Consider the following 20819-nt stretch of genomic DNA (forward strand, 5'->3'; position numbering starts at 1 on the left):
GGTCAGCGTACGCCGCCCATGAGCTTCTTGATCGCCGGTGAGGCGACCGCCAGGCCCACAGCCAGCAGCATTGCGGTTCCGCCGATGCCGATGAAGTAGGGCAGCTCGTCCTGCGGGTTGTACAGGCCGGACAGGATGCCGGCCAGGGTGGTGCCCAGGGACACCGAGAGGAAGAACAGTGCCACCATCTGGGTGTGGAAGGCCTTGGGCGCCAGCTTGGTGGTCACAGACAGGCCGATGGGGGAAAGGAACAGCTCTGCAAGCGTGAACAGAAGCAGGATTCCAACCAGAGCCAGCAGAGGGGTCTTGCCACCGCCGGCCAGCGGGATGAACGCCAGGAAAGCAAGGCCCATCACGAACAGGCCGATCGAGAACTTCAGGGCCGAACCGGGCTGCTTGCGGCCGAGCCGGGTCCAGAGGGCGGCCATGATGCCGGCGAAGATGATGATGAACACCGGGTTGATGGACTGGACCCAGGCGGCAGGCATTTCCCAGCCGAACAGGTTCCGGTCCAGCTTCTCCTCCGAGTACACGGCGATGAAGGTGAACTGCTGCTGGAACAGGGCCCAGAACGCCGCGGAGGCGATGTACAGCGGGATAAACGCTGCGACCCGTCCGCGCTCGGTGGGGGTGACCTTCTTGCTGCTGAAGATCAGCGCGAAGTACAGCACCGACGCGCCGATTGCGGCGTAGGCCATGGACATGGCCAGGTTTTCGGCGTTCACCGTGCCGGTCACGAGCAGCACGGCGATGATCACGGCGATGCCGGCGAAGACGAGGCCGTAGCGGGTGCGCTGGGCGGCCGGGAGCGGGTTCGGTACCCGGTGTGCTTCTTCGGGCAGCTTCTTGCGGCCCAGCGAGTAGATGACAAGGCCAATGGCCATGCCGACGGCGGCGGCGCCGAAGCCCCAGTGGAAGCCCTGGCTTTCCTGCAGCCAGCCGGTGACCAGCGGGCCGATCAGCGCACCGGCGTTGATGCCCATGTAGAAGATGGAGAACCCGGCGTCGCGGCGTTCGTCCTTCTCCCCATACAGGCTGCCGACGAGGGCGGTGGCATTGGCCTTCAGGCCGCCGGAGCCGACGCCCACCAGCACCAGTCCGGCGATCAGGCCGGGTATGCCGGGCACGAGTGCCAGCCCGATGTGGCCGGCCATGATCAGGACGGCCGCGCCGAACAGCACCCGCTCGGACCCGAAGAGCCGGTCCGCGAGCCAGGCGCCGAGGATTGTGGAGAGGTAGACGCCGCCGCCGTAGGCGCCGACGAGGCCGGCCGCCAAAGCTTGTGGAATCTCAAGGCCACCCTGGGCAGCCGTGAAGTACATGTAGTAAAGGAGGATCCCCTGCATTCCGTAGAAGGAGAAGCGCTCCCACATCTCTACGGAGAAAAGGCTGGCCAGCATCTTTGGGTGGCCAAAAAACGAGGTGTCGCCCGGTGTCTTGGTGGGGGGACGTAACGAGGGATCGCCCGGCGTTATAGCGGGGGGATTGGATAAATGAGTTGTGCTCATTTACTTAATGGTGACATTGTGACGCGCGATTGTCACATTCGAGCAGGCTCGAGGCAAGCAACCGCGGCCGTGTTTTGCCTCTCTTTCCGCCGGTTTCGCGGGGCGTTCCGGGCTGGGCGGCTGTGTCCTAGACGGGCTCGTCGGCGGGCTCCTGGGCGGGCTCGCCGGCGTCGAACATAATGATCTGCCGGATGGCGAGGCCGTCCGCCAGCTGGTCCATGGCCCGGTTGATATCGGCCAGGGCGATGCGGTCCGAGATCAGCTCCTCGACGGGCAGTTTCCCGTCCCGCCACAACTGGGCGTATCTCGGGATGTCCCGCGACGGGACGGCGGAGCCCAGGTAGCTGCCCACGATCGTCCGGGCTTCGGCGGTGACGGTCAGCGGCGCCAGCTGGGCGCGGGCCTCGGGGGAGGGCAGTCCCGCCGTGACGGTGGTGCCGCCGGCGGAGGTGGCGGCGAACGCGGTCTCGAACGCGCGGGGATTTCCCGCGCACTCGATCACGAACCTGGCTTTGACCCCGGCGTCGAGGACCTGCTGCGGGGTGTATGTCTCGTGGGCGCCGAGGCGGCGGGCGTGATCGAGTTTCTGCTCCAGCGTGTCCACAGCGACAATCCGTGAGATTCCTTGCGAGACGGCGGTAATGAGCGCCGCCATGCCCACCCCTCCGAGGCCGACGATCATGATGCTGTCCTGCGGGCGGGGCCGGGCCGCGTTGAGCACCGCGCCGCCGCCGGTCAGCACGGCGCAGCCCAGCACTGCCGCAATGTCCGCGGGGATGTCGTCGTCCACCGGCACGGCGGAAGCGCGGTCCACGACGGCGTGGGTGGCGAAGCCTGAGACGCCCAGGTGGTGGTGGACGGGCTCGCCGTCGCGGCTCAGGAGCAGGGATCCGTGCAGCAGGGTCCCGTCGTTGTTGCTCTTGGACCCTGCCGTGCAGGGCAGCCGGCCGTCCTCGGCGCAGTTCGCGCAGTTCTCGCATCGGGGCAGGAAGGACATGACCACCCGCTGACCGGGCTGCAGGTCCGTGACGCCGGAACCGACCGTCACGATGCGGCCCGCGGCCTCGTGGCCCAGCAGCATGGGAACGGGCCGGACCCGGTTGCCGTCGACGACGCTCAGGTCCGAGTGGCAGATTCCGGCGGCCTCCATCCGGACAAGGATCTCGGTGGGCCCGGGAGCCGCCAGTTCCAGCTCGGAGATGCTGATCGGCCTGGACTCCGCGAAGGGGCGGGGGCGGCCGATTTCCTCAAGTACTGCACCGGTGATCTTCATCGATCCTCTTTCGCGGCCTGGTCGGGTTTGAGTGAACGATAGCCGCCTGCCGCCGCCAGCGTCCATTTGGGGGCTGGGGAGGTCCGACTGCGGCCGCGGGCTTGGGGTGGCTGGTTTCCTGTGCCCCAGCGGGGGACATGCTCATTTTTGGTGCCCGGGGGTGTGCGTTGGCTGAGTTCCTGGATGCCCGTTGGGGACGTGCCCATTGTTGGTGCCCGGGGGTGAGTGTTGGCTGAGTTCCTGGGCCTCACCGGGGGACATGCTCATTTTTGGTGCCCGGGGGGTGAGTGTTGGCTGAGTTCCTGGGCCTCACCGGGGGACATGCTCATTCGTGGCGCCCGGGCGTGGACATGATGGCATTATGTCCACCCGCCTCGGCTACGGGCGGACATGTCCGGTGCCCGATGTGAGTTCCGGACATGTCCCCTGCGCGGCGTCAGGAGTGGGCATGCCCACGGGTGAGTGCCGGGTCCACGGCTAGAAGCCCAATTGGGCGGCCACCTGCAGCAGGAGCCCCTCGGAGCCCATCGGCCCGATCACCTGGATGCCCATCGGCAGGCCGGAACCAGGGGCGCCGCCGGTCCAGTGCACCGGGATGCTGATGGCCGGCAGCCCGCAAACGTTGACCATGGATGACCAGGGAGCGTACTCGCACTGTTTGCGGTAGTCGCCGTCGGCGTCGCCCGCCCATTCCGCGGCCGGCCAGTAGCCTCCGCCGTGGGTCGCGCCCGTGAACCAGCCCACCGGACGGGGTGTCTGCGCCAGGGCCGGCGTCACTATGAGGTCCCATTGGGCGTACTGGACAATCGTGTCCTGCTGGAACTGCCGGAGGAACCCGAGGGATTCGTTAAGTTTGGCTGCACTGCGCTGCTGTGCCCGCCGGCGGAAAGTCCTGGTGAGCGGTGTCAGGAGCGCCTCGCGCTGCGGCGAGATGCGCGCGCTGCCAATGCCGGCCGTCCAGGCTGTGGTGAAAGCATCCGGGTAGCGGTTGTCGTAGCGAATCGCGGCTTCCATCGTCTCGTGCCCCGCCGCCTCCAGCCGCGAGATGCCGTCCGCGAGTGCGTCGAGCGCCTCACTGTCCGGGATGAAGGGAAACTTCGCTTGCCACGGGCTGTCGAGACTTATGCCGATCCTCAGCGGTCGGGGCTCGCTGGCGGTCAGTTCGAGGTAGCCGGCGTGCGTCCGGCTGCCCATGCCCGGACCGCCCGCACCCTGTTCGCCCGCACCCTGATTGTCCGGGCCCGGCACCAGAGCATCCAGCAGCAGCGCGGAGTCGGCGGCGGAGCGGGCGAGCGGTCCGGCAACCACGAGCTGCGCGGGATCGCCTGAGCTTTCCCCGGCCGGCAGAAGCCCACGTCCGGGCTTCAACCCGACCAGTCCGCATGCCGCGGCCGGGATCCGCACGGAGCCCCCGCCGTCGGACCCGGGGGCGAACGGCAACAGCCCCGCGGCCACCGCGGCAGCACTGCCGCCCGAGGAGCCGCCCGAACTGCGGCTGAGTGCATACGGATTGCGCGACGGCGGGGCGATCCGGTTCTCGCTGTAGGCGGTCAGGCCGAACTCCGGGACCTGTGTCTTGCCCAGCGAGAGGACCCCGGCGGCCTTGAGCGCGGCGGGAACTGCGCCGTCGGCCAAGGCCGGCTTGCGTTCCAGGGCCGCGCTTCCATGCGTGGTGACGACCCCTGCCACATCCGTCAGGTCCTTGAAGGCGACCGGCATTCCATGCAGCAGGGGCAAGGCGCCGCCGTTCCGGCTCCGGAGGGCGTAGCGCCGGTCAGCTGCCGTGGCGTCTTTCCGCGCCTGTTCCGCGGTGACCGTGATGAAGGCACCGAGGTGCGGATTCTCGGCTTCGATCCGGTCCAGGAAATGATCGGCGGCGGCCCTGGCGGACAGCTCGCCGGAACGGAGCGCATCGCGGAGCTCGACGGCGGAGAGTTCGTGGATTTCAGCCAAGGAGGCGGGGCTCCGGCCGTACGTGGGGCCGCGCGGGTCGGCTACCCGGGGGACATGCCCCTTCCTGGGACCGGCGGAAGGACACGTTGGCATCATGCCCAGCGCGCGCGGCCAGGGGAGGGCATGTCCCGTGGCGGGGGCCGCGGACCGGCCGCTCCGCGGGGTGTTCGGCAGCCATGAGGTCTCCTTTGCGGTCCCCAGAAGCGTAACGTGCCGCCAGCGGGGGTGCGGTGCCAGCGGCGGGGGATACGCTGGGATCGGAGCTTGAATTCTGCGGAAAGGGTCAACATGAGCGACTTCCAGAGCGTAAGCGTGTCTGGCATCCCCGATGGTGCCAAGATCGTGGACGTCCGCGAGGACTATGAGTGGGCTGCGGGCCACGCCGAGGGTGCCCTGCACATTCCCATGGACCAGTTGCCGGCCCGGATCGAGGAGCTGGACCCGGACGAGGACGTCTACGTCATCTGCCGCACTGGCGGCCGCTCCTTCCGGGCCACCCAGTGGCTGGTCGGAATGGGATATTCCGCCGTGAATGTGGCCGGCGGCATGGACCAGTGGGTTGAGACCGGCATGCCGCTGGTGTCCGACAACGGCCTCAAACCGGTTGTCCTGTAACTGAAGAAGGAAGAACTGATGCCCGCACCGACGCTCACCTACACATTCCTCGGACCCGAGGGCACCTTCACCGAAGCGGCCCTGATGCAGGTCCCGGACGCGGCGGAGGCCATCCGCATTCCGTCCTCGAATGTGAACACGGCGCTGGACAAGGTGCGGGACGGCTCCGCCGATGCGGCCATGGTACCGATCGAAAACTCGGTCGAGGGCGGGGTCACCGCCACCCTCGACGCCATCGCCACCGGCCAGGAACTCCGGATCCTCCGGGAGGCTCTGGTGCCCATCAGTTTCGTCCTGGTGGCCAGGCCCGGCGTGGCGCTCGGGGACATCCGGCGCGTCTCCACCCACGGCCACGCCTGGGCCCAGTGCAGGCTCTGGGTGGACTCTAATATTCCCAATGCGGAATACATTCCCGGTTCTTCCACCGCCGCTGCCGCCATGGGCTTGCTGGATGGCGACGGCGCCCACTACGACGCCGCGATCTGCGCCCCGATCGTGGCCACCGAGCAGCCGGGCCTGAAGGTGCTGGCGGAAAACATCGGCGACAACCCCGGAGCCGTCACCCGGTTCGTGCTGGTGGGCCGCCCGGGCGAACTGCCGGCCCCCACCGGAGCCGACAAGACCACTGTCGTGGTGCCGCTGCCCGAGGACCGGCCGGGTGCGCTGATGGAGATCCTGGACCAGTTCGCCACCCGCGGCGTAAACCTGAGCCGGATCGAATCCCGGCCCACCGGGCAGTACCTGGGCCACTATTTCTTCAGCATTGACGCCGACGGCCATGTCGCCGACGCCCGGGTGGCCGACGCGCTCGCAGGTCTTCACCGGATCAGCCCGGCCACCCGCTTCCTCGGGTCCTACCAGCGTGCCGACGGCCACCGGACCAGCGTCGCGCCGCACACCTCCGACCAGGCATTCCGCGCCGCGCATGCGTGGGTGAAAGACATACTGGGCGGCGCATCTGCTGTGCCGGAATATACCCCGGGGGCTTCGCCCAGAGCGTAGGCAAATGCCATATGGCGCACTTCCACGCCCTCCCAACTGTGCGTATGCTTGCCTGATCCATATTGGGGAATTCCCCTACGGGAGGGAGCGGGTCATGTCAGGCACCAGCACAGAAAATGACGGCCAGGGAATGATTGTCAATCCCAAGCCCACAGCTGAAAATCAGGACTGGGACGGCGACGACGCCGACCGCGCGGACCGCCTGCGCTTCGAAGAGGAGCAGGCAATGATCCGTGAGCAGTCCGAAGCCCGGGCCGCCAAGGCTGCGGCCGAGGCGAAGAAGGCGGCAGAGGCCAAGAAGGCCGCCAGCGCCTAGTCCCTCGCTCCTGGCGCACTCCAGCCTGGCGCGCTCCAGCCGCCGTCGGCCTAGCGGCCTTTGGCGCCGTCCTTTACCCTCACCAGCAGGGATCCCGGGTCCACCTCGACGGTGACCATCGTGGCCTCGCCGGAAGGATCGCCGTCGACCTGGGTGGGCATAGGTTCCGGGCACCGGATGGTGATCTTGCCGCACCGGTAATACGTCATGACCGGCAGGTCTTTCTTGTGCTTCAGGACGATCTTTGTGTACATGGCCAGCCAGCCGATCGCACTGCGCGGGCTCATCACCACCACGTCCAGCATCCCGTCATCGATCATGGCCTGCGGGATGAAGTCGATTCCCCCGGGGATCAGGCCGCAGTTCGCGAACAGGACGCTGCGGATCTTCCGGGCCTGCTCAGGCTGGTCATCCAGCGCGATGGAGACCTTCTTGCGGCGCCCCAGAAGGTGCCTGGCCCCGGCTTCCGTGTACGCCAGCCAGCCCACCGCCCTCTTCAGGCCGTCAAGGGTGTCGCTGACTACTTCGGCGTCCATGCCGATGCCCGCAATCACCAGGAACGTGTGTTGCGCTGACTCCCCGGTGAGCGAATTTTCCAGGGTGAGCCGCGCCGTATCGATGAACCGCTGGTGCCCGAACAGGGCGGCCTGCACGTTGCCGGCGAGGTCGTTGACCTCCAGATGCACATTGCGGGCCAAGAGGTTTGCGGTGCCCAGCGGGATCACGCCCATGGCGGTGTGCGTCCCGGCGAGGACCTCCGCCACCACACGCACGGTACCGTCGCCGCCGCCGGCCAGGACGACGTCGGCCCCGTAGGCCACCGCAGCCCGCGCCTGCGAGAAGCCGGGATCCTCTGCGGTGGTTTCAAAGACGCGGGGCGCCGGCCAGCCGGCCGCCGCGCACGCTGCCTCAATCAGGCCCCGGGCCTCGGCAGACTTGGCTTTGATGGGGTTCAGGACCACGGCCACCTTCTGGCGGCCCGGGCCCGGGCTGTGGGTTTCCTCCCACACGGCACGGCGGGTGTGCTTGGCCTTCAGCCGGCGCACCCCCCACCAGCTGGAGACGGCAAAGACCAGGGCCCCAGCGATGACGAGGTAGAGCAGCCAGTCGCGCATTGTGATCCAACAGTATCCCGCCAGCGCATGCAGGCCGGCTTGCCGGGCAACCGTGACCGGATTGGATACTCTTGTCTGGTGATCGACGTAAAAGACCTCAGCGAAAATCCGGACAAGTTCCGTGCCAGCCAGCGCGCCCGAGGCGCCGACGAATCCGCGGTGGACGCGATCATCGCAGGGGACTCGGCCCGGCGGGCAGCCCTGATCCGGTTCGAGAACCTGCGGGCCGAGCAGAATGCGTACGGCAAGAAGGTCGCGCAGGCCAAGGGCGAGGAAAAGCAGACCCTCCTCGCCGAGGTCAAGGCTCTGGCGGCCTCCGTCAAGGCGGCATCGGCCGAGGCCGATCTCGTCCAGGCCGCCCAGGACGAACTCCTCCGGACCATCCCGAACCTGATCGAGGACGGCGTCCCGGCCGGCGGTGAGGACGACTACATTGTGGTCAAGACGGTGGGCACGCCGCGCGAATTCCCCGACTTCGAGCCGAAGGACCACCTCGAGATCGGTGAGCTGATCGGGGCCATCGACATGGAACGCGGGGCGAAGGTTTCCGGTTCACGCTTCTACTTCCTGCGCGGCGTCGGCGCCCGGCTGGAAATGGCGCTGCTCCAGATGGCCATGGAACAGGCGATCGACGCCGGGTTCGTCCCCATGATCACGCCCACCCTGGTCCGACCGGAAACCATGCAGGGCACCGGCTTTGACGTCAAGCACGACGCCGAGATCTACCGTCTCGCCGAAGACGACCTGTACCTCGTGGGCACCTCGGAGGTGGCCCTCGCCGGCTACCACGCCGACGAGATCCTGGACCTTTCGGCCGGCCCCATCCGCTATGCCGGCCAGAGCTCGTGCTACCGGCGCGAGGCGGGCTCGCACGGCAAGGACACCCGCGGCATCATCCGGGTCCACCAGTTCAACAAGGTGGAGATGTTCATCTACACCACGGTTGAGGACGCTGCCGCCGAGCACGCCCGCCTGCTGGCATGGGAAGAGGAGATGCTGGCCAAGTGCGAGCTCCCGTACCGCGTCATTGACACCGCCGCCGGCGATCTGGGCAATTCCGCGGCCCGGAAGTTTGACTGTGAGGCCTGGGTCCCCACCCAGGGCGCATACCGGGAGCTGACCTCGACGTCGAACTGCACCACGTTCCAGGCGCGCCGGCTGAACATCCGGGAACGGGTTCTGAACGAGGACGGCGCGCCCAAGGGCACGCGGGCAGTCGCCACGCTCAACGGCACCCTGGCCACCACCCGCTGGATCGTCGCCATCCTGGAACACCACCAGAACCCCGACGGCTCCGTCAACGTCCCCGCCGCCCTGCAGAAGTACCTCGGCGGCATGACGGTCTTCCCCGTCCTCTAACCCCGGTCCCGACCCCAGCCAGGCCTCCGATGGCCGCCGGGTAAACGCCCACAACGGGGACATTCCGTGGGTGTTTACCGCAAGTTCACGCCTCGCTGTGGCGTGTGTCCTAGCGGCAGTCGGGGGTCTCTGCTCTACTTGTGAGATGACAACAATGACTGAATCCTCAGTCGCCGGCAACGATGACCGGCGCACCACACACCAGAACACGACAGACCAGAACACGACAGACCAGAACACGGCGGCCCCGGCCAGCGCGGCCCGGGTGGGAAACTCCCGGAACCGGGCCGGCGACAAGATGCTGATCGCCCTGGACGTCGATGGCACCCTCGTGGACCACGACGGGCACATGTCGGTTCCCGTCCGCGAGGCCGCCCAGGCCGTGGTGGCCGCAGGCCACCACGTCATGATCGCGACCGGCCGCTCGCTCAACGCCACATTGCCCGTCATCGAACACATCGGGATCGAGAACGGTTACGCCGTGTGCTCCAACGGCGGTGTGATCCTGCGCGTCGACTCCGGCCTGCCCGAGGGCTACGAAATCCTCCACAAGGCAACGTTTGACCCCGGGCCGGTCCTTCGCGCGCTGCGCAAGCGGCTGCCCTCGGCCAAGTACGCGCTCGAGGACGGGGACGGCAACTTCCTGTCCACGGAACGCTTCCAGGACGCCAGCTTCGGCGTCGAAGCGGTCGGCGTCGACTTCCAGACCATGCTGGAGGCAACCGCCGTGCGCGTGGTGGTCTTCAGCTCGGAGAATACGCCCGAAGAATTCAACACCGCGATCCGCCACATCGGGCTCGCCGGCGTCACGTATTCGGTGGGCTGGACGGCGTGGCTGGACATCGCCGCTGCCGGTGTCACGAAGGCCAGCGCACTGGAACAGCTCCGCGACCGGCTCAGCATCGAAACGCACCGCACTGTCGCCGTCGGCGACGGCCGCAATGACATCGAGATGCTGACCTGGGCGCGCCGCGGCGTGGCCATGGGCCAGGCCCCCGTTGAGGTGATTGCCGCCGCTGACGAAGTGACGAAATCGGTCTACGACGACGGCGCCGCGCACGTGCTTCGCAGCCTCCTCTAAGGCCTCAAAGGCGCGGCAGGGTCGGGCGGTTCCGGGGAGGGGCCGGGACGGCTAGCGGACGTCGAGGATGAGGCCCAGGAGCCGCGCCGCAGCGGGCCGGGCCGCGTGTTCTTCATTCCACTGGGACCGGGCCACGGCCTTGCTCACGGCCTGGGTGGTGATCCCGAGTTCCTCTGCGACCGCCTTCTGCTGACCCCGCACCCCCGGGGTGAGCAAGTCCAGTACGCGCCATTCCGCGTGGCTGCGGTCGTGCACAATGTGGCCCAGGAGGCGCAGCACGGCTTCCGCCTCTGCGGCAAGATCGGCCAGCGGACCCTCCACGGCCACCCGGACGCGGTCCTTGTGGTTCCGGAGGCGATCCACCGCGCGCCGGGCATAGATCAGCCCGTGCCCGGAGGCGTCCTTGATCTGGTTCGGCAGGGGTTCATTGACCGGGCCCACGCCAATGCCCACGTACCAGCTGCCGCTGCGCAGGGCGATCATGGCCGCTTCCACCGTCTGATGCGGACAGTCCAGGATCCCTTGGACCTCATCCTCGACGGAACGGTCGAAATCAAGGCGCGCCGGAATGTGCCGCAGGTCCTTGAGGAGCTGCGGCACGCGGTCGCCGTCGCGCCGGCTGTCGGTTTGATTGATGGTCAGCGTGAACATTCTGATGACACACTACCTGCTGGCACTTGCGGGGCAAGTTGTTGGCGGGCGTGCTGTGCCGGGGCCGTAACAGAGGCGGTTACCGGGAAGCGAGGCCGGAAAGCTGGCCGGAGGGCAGGTGGATCCAGTCTTCGGTCAGGGCCGCCGCGGCGTGCCCGGGCCCGGGCCGCAGCGTCGCGCCGACGGCGACGGCCCGCGCGGACAGGGAGGCGATGAGGGCATCGAACATGTCATCGGACGCCGCAAGATCGGCCCGGTACTCCGCCAGGTCCAGCCACGGCGCCTTCACGGCCAGGTCCGCCACCGCTGAGGACAGCATTTCCGCCTCCGGCGCCCCGCGCCCCTTGTAGCCGCGGGCATGGATCCCCCAGAGCTTCAGCGACGCCGCCGGGTACACCTCGGCAAGCCGGCCGCTGCCGTCCCTGGCCTGCGGACCGTACTCCCTTGCGATCTTCGCCTGAATCACCGCGCAACGCATCGCCGGGTGGGCCAGCCGGTCCGCGGAGACGCTGAGCGGGATCATGCCGGTGTTGCCGGTGACGAAACGGTCGGTGTCGCGGTAGGCGAGCAGCCGGCGGCCCTCGATCCCGTCATGGTCCAGCACCGGATGGGGTTCGAAGCTCAGGTGCCCGGCGATGAAGGGAAGAAACGCATCCGGCCAGCCGAGGGGGGAATCGATCCCCGTCATGGCGCTGGTGTCGAAGAGGCGGAGGATCTCCTCGTCGCCCACGTTCAACGACAGATGCGCCAGGCGCGCCGCGCCGCCATCCCATTCGATGACGGCCGCCGCCGTCTTCTTCGCGGCGGCAGCGAGGTCGACGCCGAGAGTCCGCATCATCGCGCCCCAGCCAATTGACTGAACGCCAATCGAAAAACGCCCAACAAAAACGCGGGGTCACCTACCGCCCGTTCCGGAACCCCGGATGGGCGGTACGTGACCCCGCGCTGGAGTGCAGGAACGGTCAGTGGCCGGCTGCCGGAACGTAACGCTTGATGGAGGCTGCCAGTTCGGCTTCGGCGGCGGCACGGTCGCCCCAGCCCTCGGCCTTGACCCACTTGCCCGGCTCCAGGTCCTTGTAACGGGTAAAGAAGTGCTCGATTTCCTTGATCAGGAACTCGCTGACATCGCTGATCTCTTTGATGTGGTCGAACCGGGCATCGGTCGGGACGCACAGGACCTTGGCGTCGCCGCCGCCGTCGTCGGTCATGTTGAACACGCCGATCGGGCGGGACTCGACGATCACGCCGGGGTAGAGGTCGAAGTCCTGCAGGAGCACCAGCGCGTCCAGCGGATCCCCATCCTCACCCAGGGTGTTCTCGAAGAAACCGTAGTGGGTGGGGTACTGCATCGACGTGAACAGGACGCGGTCCAGGCGGACGCGGCCGGTCTCGTGGTCGACTTCGTACTTGACGCGCGATCCCTTGGGGATCTCGATGGTCACGTCATGCTTCATGGAATGCTCCTTGACGAATTCAGGGGGTGCGCGGCACGTGCATAAGGGCTGTCGGTGCCGCCGACTACTATTGAGGATATAGCGAGAGGCGCTGGTTTCAGGAACTAGTGGGGACATTTCAGGACTAAGGACCAGCAGCAGCATGAAACCGAGAACCAGCCGCGAGGGTACCCAGCCGGCGCCCGGCAGGGGTCGCAGGATGCCCGCGCTGCTGCTCCAGACCCTCCTCGTGGTGGCAGTGGCAGTGCCGGCAGGCATCGCCATCGCCCCGGCGTTCCTCGGCCATGACAGGTCCTCCGACGCCTCGCAGACAGCACCGCCCTGGCAGCAGATCCCCGCCACACTGAGCCCTCCCGGCAACAGTTCGGGGGCAGTCGGGCCCCTCAGCGCTTCCGCGCCGGTTCCGGCCGGGGCCGCCCTCGCCGCGCAGCTGAACCAGACCCTTAAGCCCGACGGCGCCGGCACCTTCACCGGCATCGTCCAGGACGCCGCCACGGGGCAGGTCCTCTTCGACCAGGCTGCCGACGAGGCCCGCGTTCCGGCGTCGAACATGAAGCTCCTCACAGCCGGCGCGGCCCTGCGCGTCCTGGGCCCCGACCGCCGCTTCAGCACCCGGGTGCTGGCGGGGCCGACCCCCGGCTCGGTGGTCCTGACCGGCGGGGGCGATGTCCTCCTGGGCGCCGGGGAATCGGCCCCGGGCGCCGTTCTGGGCCGCGCCGGGCTGACCACGCTCGCGAAGGCCACTATCGATGCCCTCAAAGCCGGCGGCGTCACCGGCACGGTGACCGTCCTGCTGGATGACTCCCTCTTCAGCGGCCCCTCGCTCAGCCAGGCGTGGAGCCCAGAGGACGTCGCCGCCGGGGAGATGGCCCCGCTGTACCCGCTGGCGCTGAACTCCGCGAGGTTCGATCCCGCCAAGACCACCGGACCCCGCCCGCAGGACGCCGCCATGACCGCCGCCGAGGTGTTCGCCGCCCGGCTCACGGCGGCCGCGGCGGCCGGGGGGCTGTCCGTTGCCCCCGGCGTCGCCCGGGGCCGGACCGGTGACGCGCCGGAGGGCGGGCACGCCAAAGTCCTGGCCGAGGTCCAGTCCGCCACGGTGGGGCAGCAGGTGGACATGATGCTGCAGACCTCGGACAACTACCTCGCCGAGGTGATGGGACGGATGACCGCGCTCGGCGTCGGCCGGCCCGGCAGCAGCGACGACGCCATTGCCGCCGTGCTGCAGCAGGTCAAGGACATGGGCGTTCCCACTGACTCGCTCCGGGCCGCGGACGTCTCCGGCCTTGCCCTGGCCAACCGGGTCTCGGCCCGGCAGCTCACGGACGTGGTCCGGGCCATGACCTCGGGCACAGACCCCCGGCTGCGCGCAGCCCTGAGCGGGTTCCCGGTCGCCGGGCTCACCGGCACCCTGGGGGACCGCTACACGGATGCGGCCTCGGCCGCGGGCGCCGGGCTGGTCCGCGCCAAGACGGGCACACTGAACACGGTCATTGCGCTTAGCGGTTCCGTGGTCGACGCCGACGGCCGGCTCCTGGTCTTTTCCTTCGTCGGCAACGGGCTGACCCCCGGCGCCGCGAACAAAGCCGCACTGGACCGCTCCGCCGCCGTCCTCGCCGGCTGCGGCTGCCGCTGACAGCGCGGGCCGGCCCGGACCCCGCGCCGGTCTGGCCCTTCGGCCCGGGGTCACGGAGCCCCGGCCGGTTCGCCGGTCAGCGAAAATTAAGGCGCATTGTCGGGGCCCTGTGATCTGATGGACCCCATGGAGTCCTCTGCAAGCGAGACATCACCCAAGACGCCGAGTGCGGCATCGGTCCAGGTCCCGGATCTCATCAACTGGGAGCTCGCCGCGTCCACGGCAGCCCGGCTGACGCCGGCAGGCCCCGTCCTGGGCAGCGCCGAGATCGGCGCCGCCGTCGAAAATCTGCGGCTCATGGCGGACATTTCCGTGCCGCACGTCCACCACATCACCGGACTGGACGCCGCCCGGGACCTGCGCGACTCCGAGGTCCTCGTCGTGGACCGGGCCTCATGGGCCAAGGCCAACACGCAGAGCTTCGCCGTCATGCTCAAGCCCGCCATGGGAAAGCTGCTGGAGGGCCGTGGTTCCCTCAGCCCCGGAGCTGCCGGGGTCAGCGCGGCCATCACCGGCAGCCAGCTCGGCGCCATCCTGGCCTTCCTTTCGAGCAAAGTCCTGGGCCAGTACGATCCCTTCTCCGCGCTGGCCGAAAACTCCACGGCCCCCGCTTCCGGACGGCTGCTGCTCGTAGCGCCGAACATCATCTCCGTGGAACGCGAACTGAAAGTCGAACCCGCGGACTTCCGGCTCTGGGTCTGCCTCCACGAACAGACCCACCGGGTGCAGTTCGCCGCCGCACCGTGGTTGCGGCACCACATGCTCCAGGAGATCGAAAACCTCAGCGGACTGTTGCTGGGCAATGTCGATTCCCTGATGGAACGGGCCTCGGCGGCCGCGAAATCGCTGAAGGACCGCGCGGCACCCGGCGCCGCGCCCGGACGCGGCGCCATCCTGGACCTGCTCCAGAACCCGGAGGAAAAGGCGGCCCTGTCCCGCCTGACTGCCCTCATGAGCCTGCTCGAAGGTCACGCCAATGTGGTCATGGACGCCGTGGACGCCAGCATCGTTCCCTCGGTGAAGACCATCCGGCAACGTTTCAACGACCGCGGCCAGGACCGCGGCATGATCGAGAAATTCATCCGCAACCTGCTCGGCCTCGACGCCAAGATGCGCCAGTACAGTGACGGCGCCAAGTTCGTCCGGGAAGTGGTGGCCGCCGCCGGCATGGGAGGCTTCAACAAAGTCTGGGAGTCCGCGGACCACCTCCCCAGCGAACCCGAGATCCACGACTCCCGGCTCTGGCTCGACCGGATGGGCCTCTAGCCGCCATGACTGCCCCCGACGGCGCCGGTTCGACCTCGATTTCCAGCGGACGACGCCGGCCCGGCCGCCTCGCGCCGGTGGTCGGCACGGCACGAAAAATGCTGCAGGACGCCCTCGCCGCGGCCGGCTACCCGGACCGCGTCCTGGTTGCCTGCAGCGGCGGGCCGGACTCGCTGGCTCTCGCCGCCGTCGCCGCCTATTTCGGGCGCCGGGGCCACGTGGACGGCCATCCTGTCTCTGTCGGCGCCGTCGTCGTGGACCACCAGCTGCAGCCGGGCTCGGCCGGGGTCGCGGCCACCACGGCCCGGACCCTCGAGGAGCTCGGGCTCTCTCCCGTGACGATCCGGACTGTCGACGTCGCCTCCAGCGGCGCGGGCCCAGAGGCCGCCGCCCGGGACGCCCGCCATGCTGCCCTTGAGGCCGCCGCGGACGAGGCAGGTGCAACCGCCATCCTGCTCGGCCACACCCTCGATGACCAGGCGGAACAAGTGCTCCTGGGCCTGGCGCGCGGGTCGGGTACCCGGTCCCTCGCCGGGATGCGGCCGGCCCGCGGCCGGCTGCTGCGCCCGTTCCTGGGCCTGCGGCGCGCGGACACCCTGGAGATCTGCCGGGTGGAGGACCTGGAGCCCTGGCACGACCCGTCCAACACCGATCCCGTGTACGCGCGTTCCCGGACCCGGGTTGAGGTGCTGCCCCTGCTGGAGGACAAGCTTGGCCCCGGCGTTGCCGAATCGCTCGCCCGCACGGCCGCGATCCTGCAGCTCGACGCCGATTACCTGGAGGACGTGGCGAACGACACTTTCGAGCGGCTGCGCCAGCAGACAGGGGAGGAGATCAGCCTTCCGGAGGCCGGGCTGAGGGACCTGGCCCCAGCCGTGAGGTTCCGGGTGATCGCCAAGGCCGCCGCCGCCGTCGGCGGTCAGCAGCCCAGCTACCAGCGGCTGCTCGCGGCGGAAGCGCTCCTGCGCCGGCAGGGATCGGCCGGCCCGGTGGAGCTTCCCGGCGCGGTCAGCGTCTACCGGCTCTCGCTCGCGCAGCTCCTTGCGGCGGAGCTGTCCGCCGCAAGTGTTCCCCGCGAAGCCGCCCGCTGTGGGAAGCTTGTATTCCGGCCTCAACAGCCGCCCCGAAATTAGTCGCACCCCGCATCTACACAGGAGCCATTGGTGGATTCAAACGACGTCCAGGCAGACCTCAAACACGTTCTCTACACCAAGGAACAGATCCAGCAACGGATCACCGAACTCGCGGCGCAGATCGACAAGGACTACGAGGGCCGCGACCTCCTGATCGTCGGCGTGCTCAAGGGCGCCGTCATGGTCATGGCGGATCTGGCCCGTGCGCTGCACACCCACGTCTCCATGGACTGGATGGCCGTGTCCTCGTACGGCTCGGGCACGCAGTCCTCAGGCGTCGTCCGCATCCTGAAGGACCTCGACACCGACCTCATGGGCAAAGACGTCCTGATCGTCGAGGACATCATCGATTCCGGTCTCACGCTGTCCTGGCTCAAGACGAACCTGGAATCCCGCGGCACGGCGTCGGTGGAAATCTGCACCGCCTTCCGCAAGCCGACGGCCGCCAAGGTCAAGATCGACGTCAAGTACGTCGGCTATGACATCCCCAACGAGTTCGTGGTGGGCTATGGCCTGGACTACGCCGAGAAGTACCGCAACCTGGACTTCGTCGGCACCCTGGCTCCGCACGTCTACGAGTAAATCGTTCACGCGATGGCAACCCCGCCCGGGCCCCGGGCGGCCGGAGGCCCGGCCCCGCTACGCCCACAGGGAACTTTTGCCCTTTGCCGTGCGTGAGGTAGTCCGACGGTGTATAGCTAGAAGCTGACGCAGCACCACACGCGCGCAGACCGGTCGCCGTGCAGCACTACCAGGAGGGACGGGGCCAGCCCCGAACAGATGAAAGCTAAGAGTTTCTTCAAGGGCCCCGGCATCTGGATTGTCGTCGTGGTGGCCATGCTGCTGCTGGCATTTGCCACGCTTGCGCCGGGCGGCGCCAGCCGGATCGACACCGACAAGGGCCTTGAGCTGCTGACAGCCGGCGGCAAGGTTGAACAGGCCAAGATTTTTGACGCCGAGAACCGGGTGGACCTGGTCCTGAAGGACAACCTTCAGGTCGACGGGCAGGACAAGGGCAAGAACGTCCAGTTCTACTTCGTCAACGCCCGCGCCCAGGACGTCGTCAAGGCCGTCACGGACTCCAAACCGTCCGGCGGCTTCACCGACCAGCCGATCGAAAACAACTGGTTCTCCGGGCTCTTCTCCCTGCTGGTGCCCGTGCTGTTGCTCGGCGTCCTGTTCTGGTTCCTGCTCTCCCGGATGCAGGGCGGCGGGTCCAAGGTGATGCAGTTCGGCAAGTCAAAGGCCAAGCTCGTCAACAAGGACATGCCCCAGGTGACCTTCAGCGATGTCGCCGGCGCCGATGAGGCCGTCGAGGAACTCGAGGAGATCAAGGAATTCCTGCAGGAACCGGCCAAGTTCCAGGCCGTTGGCGCCAAGATCCCCAAGGGCGTGCTGCTCTACGGCCCTCCGGGCACCGGCAAAACCCTCCTGGCCCGCGCGGTTGCCGGCGAGGCCGGCGTACCCTTCTTCTCCATCTCAGGCTCCGACTTCGTGGAAATGTTCGTCGGCGTGGGCGCCTCCCGTGTCCGCGACCTCTTCGAGCAGGCCAAGTCCAACGCGCCGGCGATCATCTTCGTCGATGAGATCGACGCCGTCGGCCGGCACCGCGGCGCCGGAATCGGCGGCGGCAACGACGAGCGCGAGCAGACCCTGAACCAGCTGCTGGTGGAAATGGACGGCTTCGACGTCAAGACCAACGTCATCCTGATTGCCGCCACGAACCGCCCCGACGTCCTGGACCCCGCCCTGCTGCGCCCGGGCCGCTTCGACCGGCAGATCGGTGTTGAGGCCCCCGATCTGATCGGCCGCGACCAGATCCTGCAGGTGCACGCCAAGGGCAAGCCGATGGCTGCCGGCGTCGACCTCAGGGCTGTTGCCAAGAAGACCCCCGGCTACACGGGCGCGGACCTGGCCAACGTTTTGAACGAGGCCGCCCTGCTGACGGCCCGGTCCAACGCCAACCTGATCGATGACCGCGCCCTCGACGAGGCGATCGACCGCGTCATGGCCGGCCCGCAGAAGCGCAGCCGGGTCATGAAGGAACACGAACGCAAAGTCACCGCGTACCACGAAGGCGGCCACGCGCTCGTCGCGGCTGCCCTGCGGAACTCCGCCCCGGTCACCAAGATCACCATCCTGCCCCGCGGCCGTGCCCTCGGCTACACCATGGTGGTCCCGGAAAACGACAAGTACTCCATCACCCGCAACGAACTGCTCGATCAGATGGCCTACGCCATGGGCGGCCGCGTCGCCGAGGAACTCGTCTTCCATGATCCGTCCACGGGCGCGTCGAATGACATCGAGAAGGCCACCGGGATCGCCCGGAAGATGGTCACCGAGTTCGGCATGAGCGAACGGGTCGGGTCCGTGCGCCTCGGCCAGGGCGGCGGCGAGCCGTTCCTGGGCCGCGACGCCGGCCACGAGCGCAACTACTCGGACCAGATCGCCTACATCGTCGACGAGGAAGTGCGCCGCCTGATCGACGGTGCCCATGATGAGGCCTACGCCATCCTGACCGAAAACCGGGATGTCCTGGACGAGCTGGCGCTGGAACTGCTCGAACGCGAAACACTGAACCAGGCCGAAATCGCGCAAATTTTCACCAACATCCGCAAGCGCGACTTCCGCGACGTCTGGCTCTCCAAGGAGACCCGCACGCTCCAGACCGCCGGCCCGGTGGAGTCGCGCCGTGAAAAGGCGGAGCGTGAAGCCCAGGAGGAAGCCACCCACGCCCGGCTCGAAGAGCCCTTGGATGCCCAGCCCCCGCATGCCCAGGGCGTCGGCGGGCAGGAGTCCTTCCAGGGCGGTGCAACAGATATCGGGACTGATGGTCATCCCGGCTAGGCTTCTTCTGTGACTTCTAACTTCGACGACGACGTTCCCGCCCCCGCCGCTGCTTCGGCGGGGGACGGGGGAGCCCCGCATTCAAAGTCCAAAGTGGACCGCCCCAGGATCGAAGCGGCAGTACGGGAAATCCTGCTGGCGATCGGTGAGGACCCGGACCGCGGCGGCCTCATTGACACCCCGAAGCGGGTGGCCAAGGCCTACGTGGAAATGTTCGCAGGCCTGCACCACGACCCCGCCGAGATCCTGGCCACCACCTTCGACCTCGAGCACGAGGAACTCGTGCTGGTCAAGGACATTCCGTTCTATTCCACCTGCGAGCACCACCTGGTGCCGTTCCACGGGGTGGCGCATGTAGGCTACATCCCGTCCCACGACGGCAAGGTCACGGGCCTGAGCAAGCTGGCGCGCGTGGTGGACATGTTCGCCAAGCGCCCGCAGGTCCAGGAACGCCTGACCACCCAGATCGTCGAGGCCCTCGTTACGCACCTCAATCCGCGTGGCGCGATCGTCGTCGTCGAATGTGAACACCTGTGCATGTCCATGCGGGGAATCCGCAAGCCCGGCGCCAAGACCGTCACCAGCGCAGTGCGCGGGCAACTCCATGACCCGGCCACCCGTGCCGAAGCCATGAGCCTCATACTCGGAAGGTAAGAACACAGACCATGGACTCCCTAGCTGCAGCCCCGGGCACCGGCCCCGCCACTTCGCCCCTGCCCATCCTGCGCAAACCGCGCCCGGCGGCGAAGTTCCAGGACCTGCCCACGGACCGGACACTGGTGATGGGAATCCTCAACGTCACCCCTGATTCCTTCAGCGACGGCGGAGCCCACGCGACGGCGGACACGGCGATCGCGGCCGGGCTGCGGATGTTCTATGCCGGGGCGGACATCATAGACGTCGGCGGCGAGTCCACCCGCCCGGGCGCCACGGCAGTCGGCGCTGACGAGGAACAGCGCCGGGTCCTGCCGGTCATCGAGGCCCTGGTCAAGGCCGGCGCCCTGGTCAGCATCGACACCACCCACGCCGCGACGGCTGCCGCGGCCCTGAAGGCCGGCGCCGCGATCATCAACGACGTCTCGGGCCTGACCATGGAACCGGAAATGGCCGAACTCGCCGCCCGCACCAAGGTCCCCTACATCCTCACGCACCGCCGCGGCGACGCCAGCACCATGAACTCCCTGACGGACTACCGTGACGTCGCCGGGGAAGTCGTGACCGAGCTCGCCGGCGTCCGCGACAAGCTGTACGCCGCCGGGGTCGCGCCGGAACAGATCATTGTGGACCCGGGACTGGGCTTCGCCAAGAACGAGGGCCAGAACTGGGAGCTCCTGCAGCACCTGGATGTCCTGCAGGCCATGGGCCACAAGGTCCTCGTCGCCGGCTCACGCAAACGCTTCCTCGGCAGCCTCCTGACCGTGGCCGGCAAGGCCGCCCAGCCGGTTGAACGCGACGCCGCCACCGCCGCCATGACCGCCATCAGCGCCTTCCGCGGCGCCTGGGCTGTGCGCGTGCACGACGTCGGCGCGAGCCTGGACGCCGTCAAGGTCGCCGCCCGCATGGTTCCCCCGGCACCGGCCGGTTCCGCCCACGCCGGCACCAACTGATCC

The 20819-nt window shown here is 68.1% G+C and carries 19 protein-coding genes; 12 read left to right on the plus strand and 7 right to left on the minus strand.

The genetic code is table 11. From position 1 onward, the window contains the following. Window positions 1–2: 2 nt before the first annotated feature. The 3 genes from AC1DBX_RS18355 to AC1DBX_RS18365 form a co-directional block, all read right to left on the minus strand. The gene (locus AC1DBX_RS18355) at window positions 3–1508 is read right to left on the minus strand and encodes a peptide MFS transporter (RefSeq protein WP_218670209.1); all 1506 of its coding nucleotides are present in this window, start codon (window positions 1506–1508) and stop codon (window positions 3–5) included. Window positions 1509–1635: 127 nt separating this feature from the next. Beyond that, on the minus strand, window positions 1636–2781 hold the full coding sequence (locus tag AC1DBX_RS18360; RefSeq protein WP_476932405.1) for an alcohol dehydrogenase catalytic domain-containing protein: 1146 nt from the start codon (window positions 2779–2781) through the stop codon (window positions 1636–1638). Window positions 2782–3258: 477 nt separating this feature from the next. Then, on the minus strand, window positions 3259–4734 hold the full coding sequence (locus AC1DBX_RS18365; RefSeq protein WP_476932406.1) for an amidase: 1476 nt from the start codon (window positions 4732–4734) through the stop codon (window positions 3259–3261). Window positions 4735–5022: 288 nt separating this feature from the next. On the opposite strand from AC1DBX_RS18365, the gene AC1DBX_RS18370 reads away from it, so the two are divergent. From AC1DBX_RS18370 to AC1DBX_RS18380, 3 genes are all read left to right on the plus strand, one after another. After that, entirely contained in the window at window positions 5023–5349 is a 327-nt protein-coding gene (locus AC1DBX_RS18370; RefSeq protein WP_223914713.1) for a rhodanese-like domain-containing protein, read from the plus strand. Between the two features lie 18 nt (window positions 5350–5367). Then, the gene (pheA, locus tag AC1DBX_RS18375; RefSeq protein WP_223914712.1) at window positions 5368–6351 is read left to right on the plus strand and encodes a prephenate dehydratase; all 984 of its coding nucleotides are present in this window, start codon (window positions 5368–5370) and stop codon (window positions 6349–6351) included. A 94-nt stretch (window positions 6352–6445) separates the two neighbouring features. Continuing rightward, window positions 6446–6667, plus strand: coding sequence for a hypothetical protein (locus tag AC1DBX_RS18380; RefSeq protein WP_018774949.1), 222 nt, complete (start codon window positions 6446–6448; stop codon window positions 6665–6667). Between the two features lie 50 nt (window positions 6668–6717). Here AC1DBX_RS18380 and AC1DBX_RS18385 read toward each other — a convergent pair whose 3' ends face one another. Then, the gene (locus tag AC1DBX_RS18385; protein ID WP_476932407.1) at window positions 6718–7782 is read right to left on the minus strand and encodes a diacylglycerol/lipid kinase family protein; all 1065 of its coding nucleotides are present in this window, start codon (window positions 7780–7782) and stop codon (window positions 6718–6720) included. A gap of 78 nt (window positions 7783–7860) precedes the next feature. Here AC1DBX_RS18385 and serS point away from each other — a divergent pair, with 78 nt between their 5' ends. Next, window positions 7861–9141, plus strand: a complete 1281-nt coding sequence (gene serS / locus AC1DBX_RS18390; protein WP_230008894.1) for a serine--tRNA ligase — start codon at window positions 7861–7863, stop codon at window positions 9139–9141. A gap of 145 nt (window positions 9142–9286) precedes the next feature. Next, window positions 9287–10222: an HAD family hydrolase gene (locus AC1DBX_RS18395; RefSeq protein WP_476849918.1), complete on the plus strand. Its 936-nt coding sequence runs from the start codon at window positions 9287–9289 to the stop codon at window positions 10220–10222. Window positions 10223–10273: 51 nt separating this feature from the next. Here the strand turns inward: AC1DBX_RS18395 and AC1DBX_RS18400 are convergent, their stop codons facing one another. From AC1DBX_RS18400 to AC1DBX_RS18410, 3 genes are all read right to left on the minus strand, one after another. Then, window positions 10274–10873 (minus strand): hypothetical protein, encoded by a 600-nt coding sequence (locus AC1DBX_RS18400; RefSeq protein WP_223915353.1) that lies wholly within the window; start codon window positions 10871–10873, stop codon window positions 10274–10276. A 79-nt stretch (window positions 10874–10952) separates the two neighbouring features. After that, window positions 10953–11708 (minus strand): DUF429 domain-containing protein, encoded by a 756-nt coding sequence (locus tag AC1DBX_RS18405; protein WP_476932415.1) that lies wholly within the window; start codon window positions 11706–11708, stop codon window positions 10953–10955. Between the two features lie 127 nt (window positions 11709–11835). Next, window positions 11836–12327 carry an inorganic diphosphatase gene (locus AC1DBX_RS18410; RefSeq protein ID WP_018774943.1) on the minus strand — a complete coding sequence of 164 codons (492 nt, stop codon included), beginning with the start codon at window positions 12325–12327 and terminating at the stop codon, window positions 11836–11838. A 142-nt stretch (window positions 12328–12469) separates the two neighbouring features. Between AC1DBX_RS18410 and dacB the strand changes: the two genes are divergently transcribed. The 7 genes from dacB to folP all read left to right on the plus strand — a co-directional run bounded on the left by dacB (window position 12470) and on the right by folP (window position 20816). Beyond that, the gene (gene dacB, locus AC1DBX_RS18415) at window positions 12470–13963 is read left to right on the plus strand and encodes a D-alanyl-D-alanine carboxypeptidase/D-alanyl-D-alanine endopeptidase (protein WP_476932408.1); all 1494 of its coding nucleotides are present in this window, start codon (window positions 12470–12472) and stop codon (window positions 13961–13963) included. Window positions 13964–14089: 126 nt separating this feature from the next. Further along, window positions 14090–15229 carry a zinc-dependent metalloprotease gene (locus tag AC1DBX_RS18420; RefSeq protein ID WP_476932409.1) on the plus strand — a complete coding sequence of 380 codons (1140 nt, stop codon included), beginning with the start codon at window positions 14090–14092 and terminating at the stop codon, window positions 15227–15229. 98 nt (window positions 15230–15327) lie between these two features. Beyond that, entirely contained in the window at window positions 15328–16362 is a 1035-nt protein-coding gene (gene tilS / locus AC1DBX_RS18425; protein ID WP_476932416.1) for a tRNA lysidine(34) synthetase TilS, read from the plus strand. 30 nt (window positions 16363–16392) lie between these two features. After that, window positions 16393–16944, plus strand: coding sequence for a hypoxanthine phosphoribosyltransferase (gene hpt / locus AC1DBX_RS18430; RefSeq protein WP_018774939.1), 552 nt, complete (start codon window positions 16393–16395; stop codon window positions 16942–16944). A gap of 198 nt (window positions 16945–17142) precedes the next feature. Continuing rightward, window positions 17143–19209: an ATP-dependent zinc metalloprotease FtsH gene (ftsH, locus tag AC1DBX_RS18435; protein ID WP_476932410.1), complete on the plus strand. Its 2067-nt coding sequence runs from the start codon at window positions 17143–17145 to the stop codon at window positions 19207–19209. A gap of 9 nt (window positions 19210–19218) precedes the next feature. Continuing rightward, on the plus strand, window positions 19219–19863 hold the full coding sequence (gene folE / locus AC1DBX_RS18440) for a GTP cyclohydrolase I FolE (protein WP_230007204.1): 645 nt from the start codon (window positions 19219–19221) through the stop codon (window positions 19861–19863). 11 nt (window positions 19864–19874) lie between these two features. Continuing rightward, on the plus strand, window positions 19875–20816 hold the full coding sequence (gene folP / locus AC1DBX_RS18445; protein WP_230007205.1) for a dihydropteroate synthase: 942 nt from the start codon (window positions 19875–19877) through the stop codon (window positions 20814–20816). The last annotated feature ends 3 nt before the right edge of the window (window positions 20817–20819 follow it).

It is taken from the genome of Arthrobacter sp. 10N44_2 (genome assembly GCF_056394385.1).

Bases quoted from the DNA above. Each gene is read 5' to 3' on its own strand.
- AC1DBX_RS18410 (WP_018774943.1), bottom strand. From the start codon at position 12,327: ATGAAGCATGACGTGACCATCGAGATCCCCAAGGGATCGCGCGTCAAG.
- AC1DBX_RS18385 (WP_476932407.1), bottom strand. From the start codon at position 7,782: ATGCGCGACTGGCTGCTCTACCTCGTCATCGCTGGGGCCCTGGTCTTT.
- AC1DBX_RS18420 (WP_476932409.1), top strand. From the start codon at position 14,090: ATGGAGTCCTCTGCAAGCGAGACATCACCCAAGACGCCGAGTGCGGCA.
- AC1DBX_RS18360 (WP_476932405.1), bottom strand. From the start codon at position 2,781: ATGAAGATCACCGGTGCAGTACTTGAGGAAATCGGCCGCCCCCGCCCC.
- AC1DBX_RS18380 (WP_018774949.1), top strand. From the start codon at position 6,446: ATGTCAGGCACCAGCACAGAAAATGACGGCCAGGGAATGATTGTCAAT.
- tilS (WP_476932416.1), top strand. From the start codon at position 15,328: ATGCTGCAGGACGCCCTCGCCGCGGCCGGCTACCCGGACCGCGTCCTG.
- AC1DBX_RS18370 (WP_223914713.1), top strand. From the start codon at position 5,023: ATGAGCGACTTCCAGAGCGTAAGCGTGTCTGGCATCCCCGATGGTGCC.
- folP (WP_230007205.1), top strand. From the start codon at position 19,875: ATGGACTCCCTAGCTGCAGCCCCGGGCACCGGCCCCGCCACTTCGCCC.
- AC1DBX_RS18395 (WP_476849918.1), top strand. From the start codon at position 9,287: ATGACAACAATGACTGAATCCTCAGTCGCCGGCAACGATGACCGGCGC.
- pheA (WP_223914712.1), top strand. From the start codon at position 5,368: ATGCCCGCACCGACGCTCACCTACACATTCCTCGGACCCGAGGGCACC.
- AC1DBX_RS18405 (WP_476932415.1), bottom strand. From the start codon at position 11,708: ATGCGGACTCTCGGCGTCGACCTCGCTGCCGCCGCGAAGAAGACGGCG.
- AC1DBX_RS18355 (WP_218670209.1), bottom strand. From the start codon at position 1,508: ATGAGCACAACTCATTTATCCAATCCCCCCGCTATAACGCCGGGCGAT.
- dacB (WP_476932408.1), top strand. From the start codon at position 12,470: ATGAAACCGAGAACCAGCCGCGAGGGTACCCAGCCGGCGCCCGGCAGG.
- ftsH (WP_476932410.1), top strand. From the start codon at position 17,143: ATGAAAGCTAAGAGTTTCTTCAAGGGCCCCGGCATCTGGATTGTCGTC.
- AC1DBX_RS18400 (WP_223915353.1), bottom strand. From the start codon at position 10,873: ATGTTCACGCTGACCATCAATCAAACCGACAGCCGGCGCGACGGCGAC.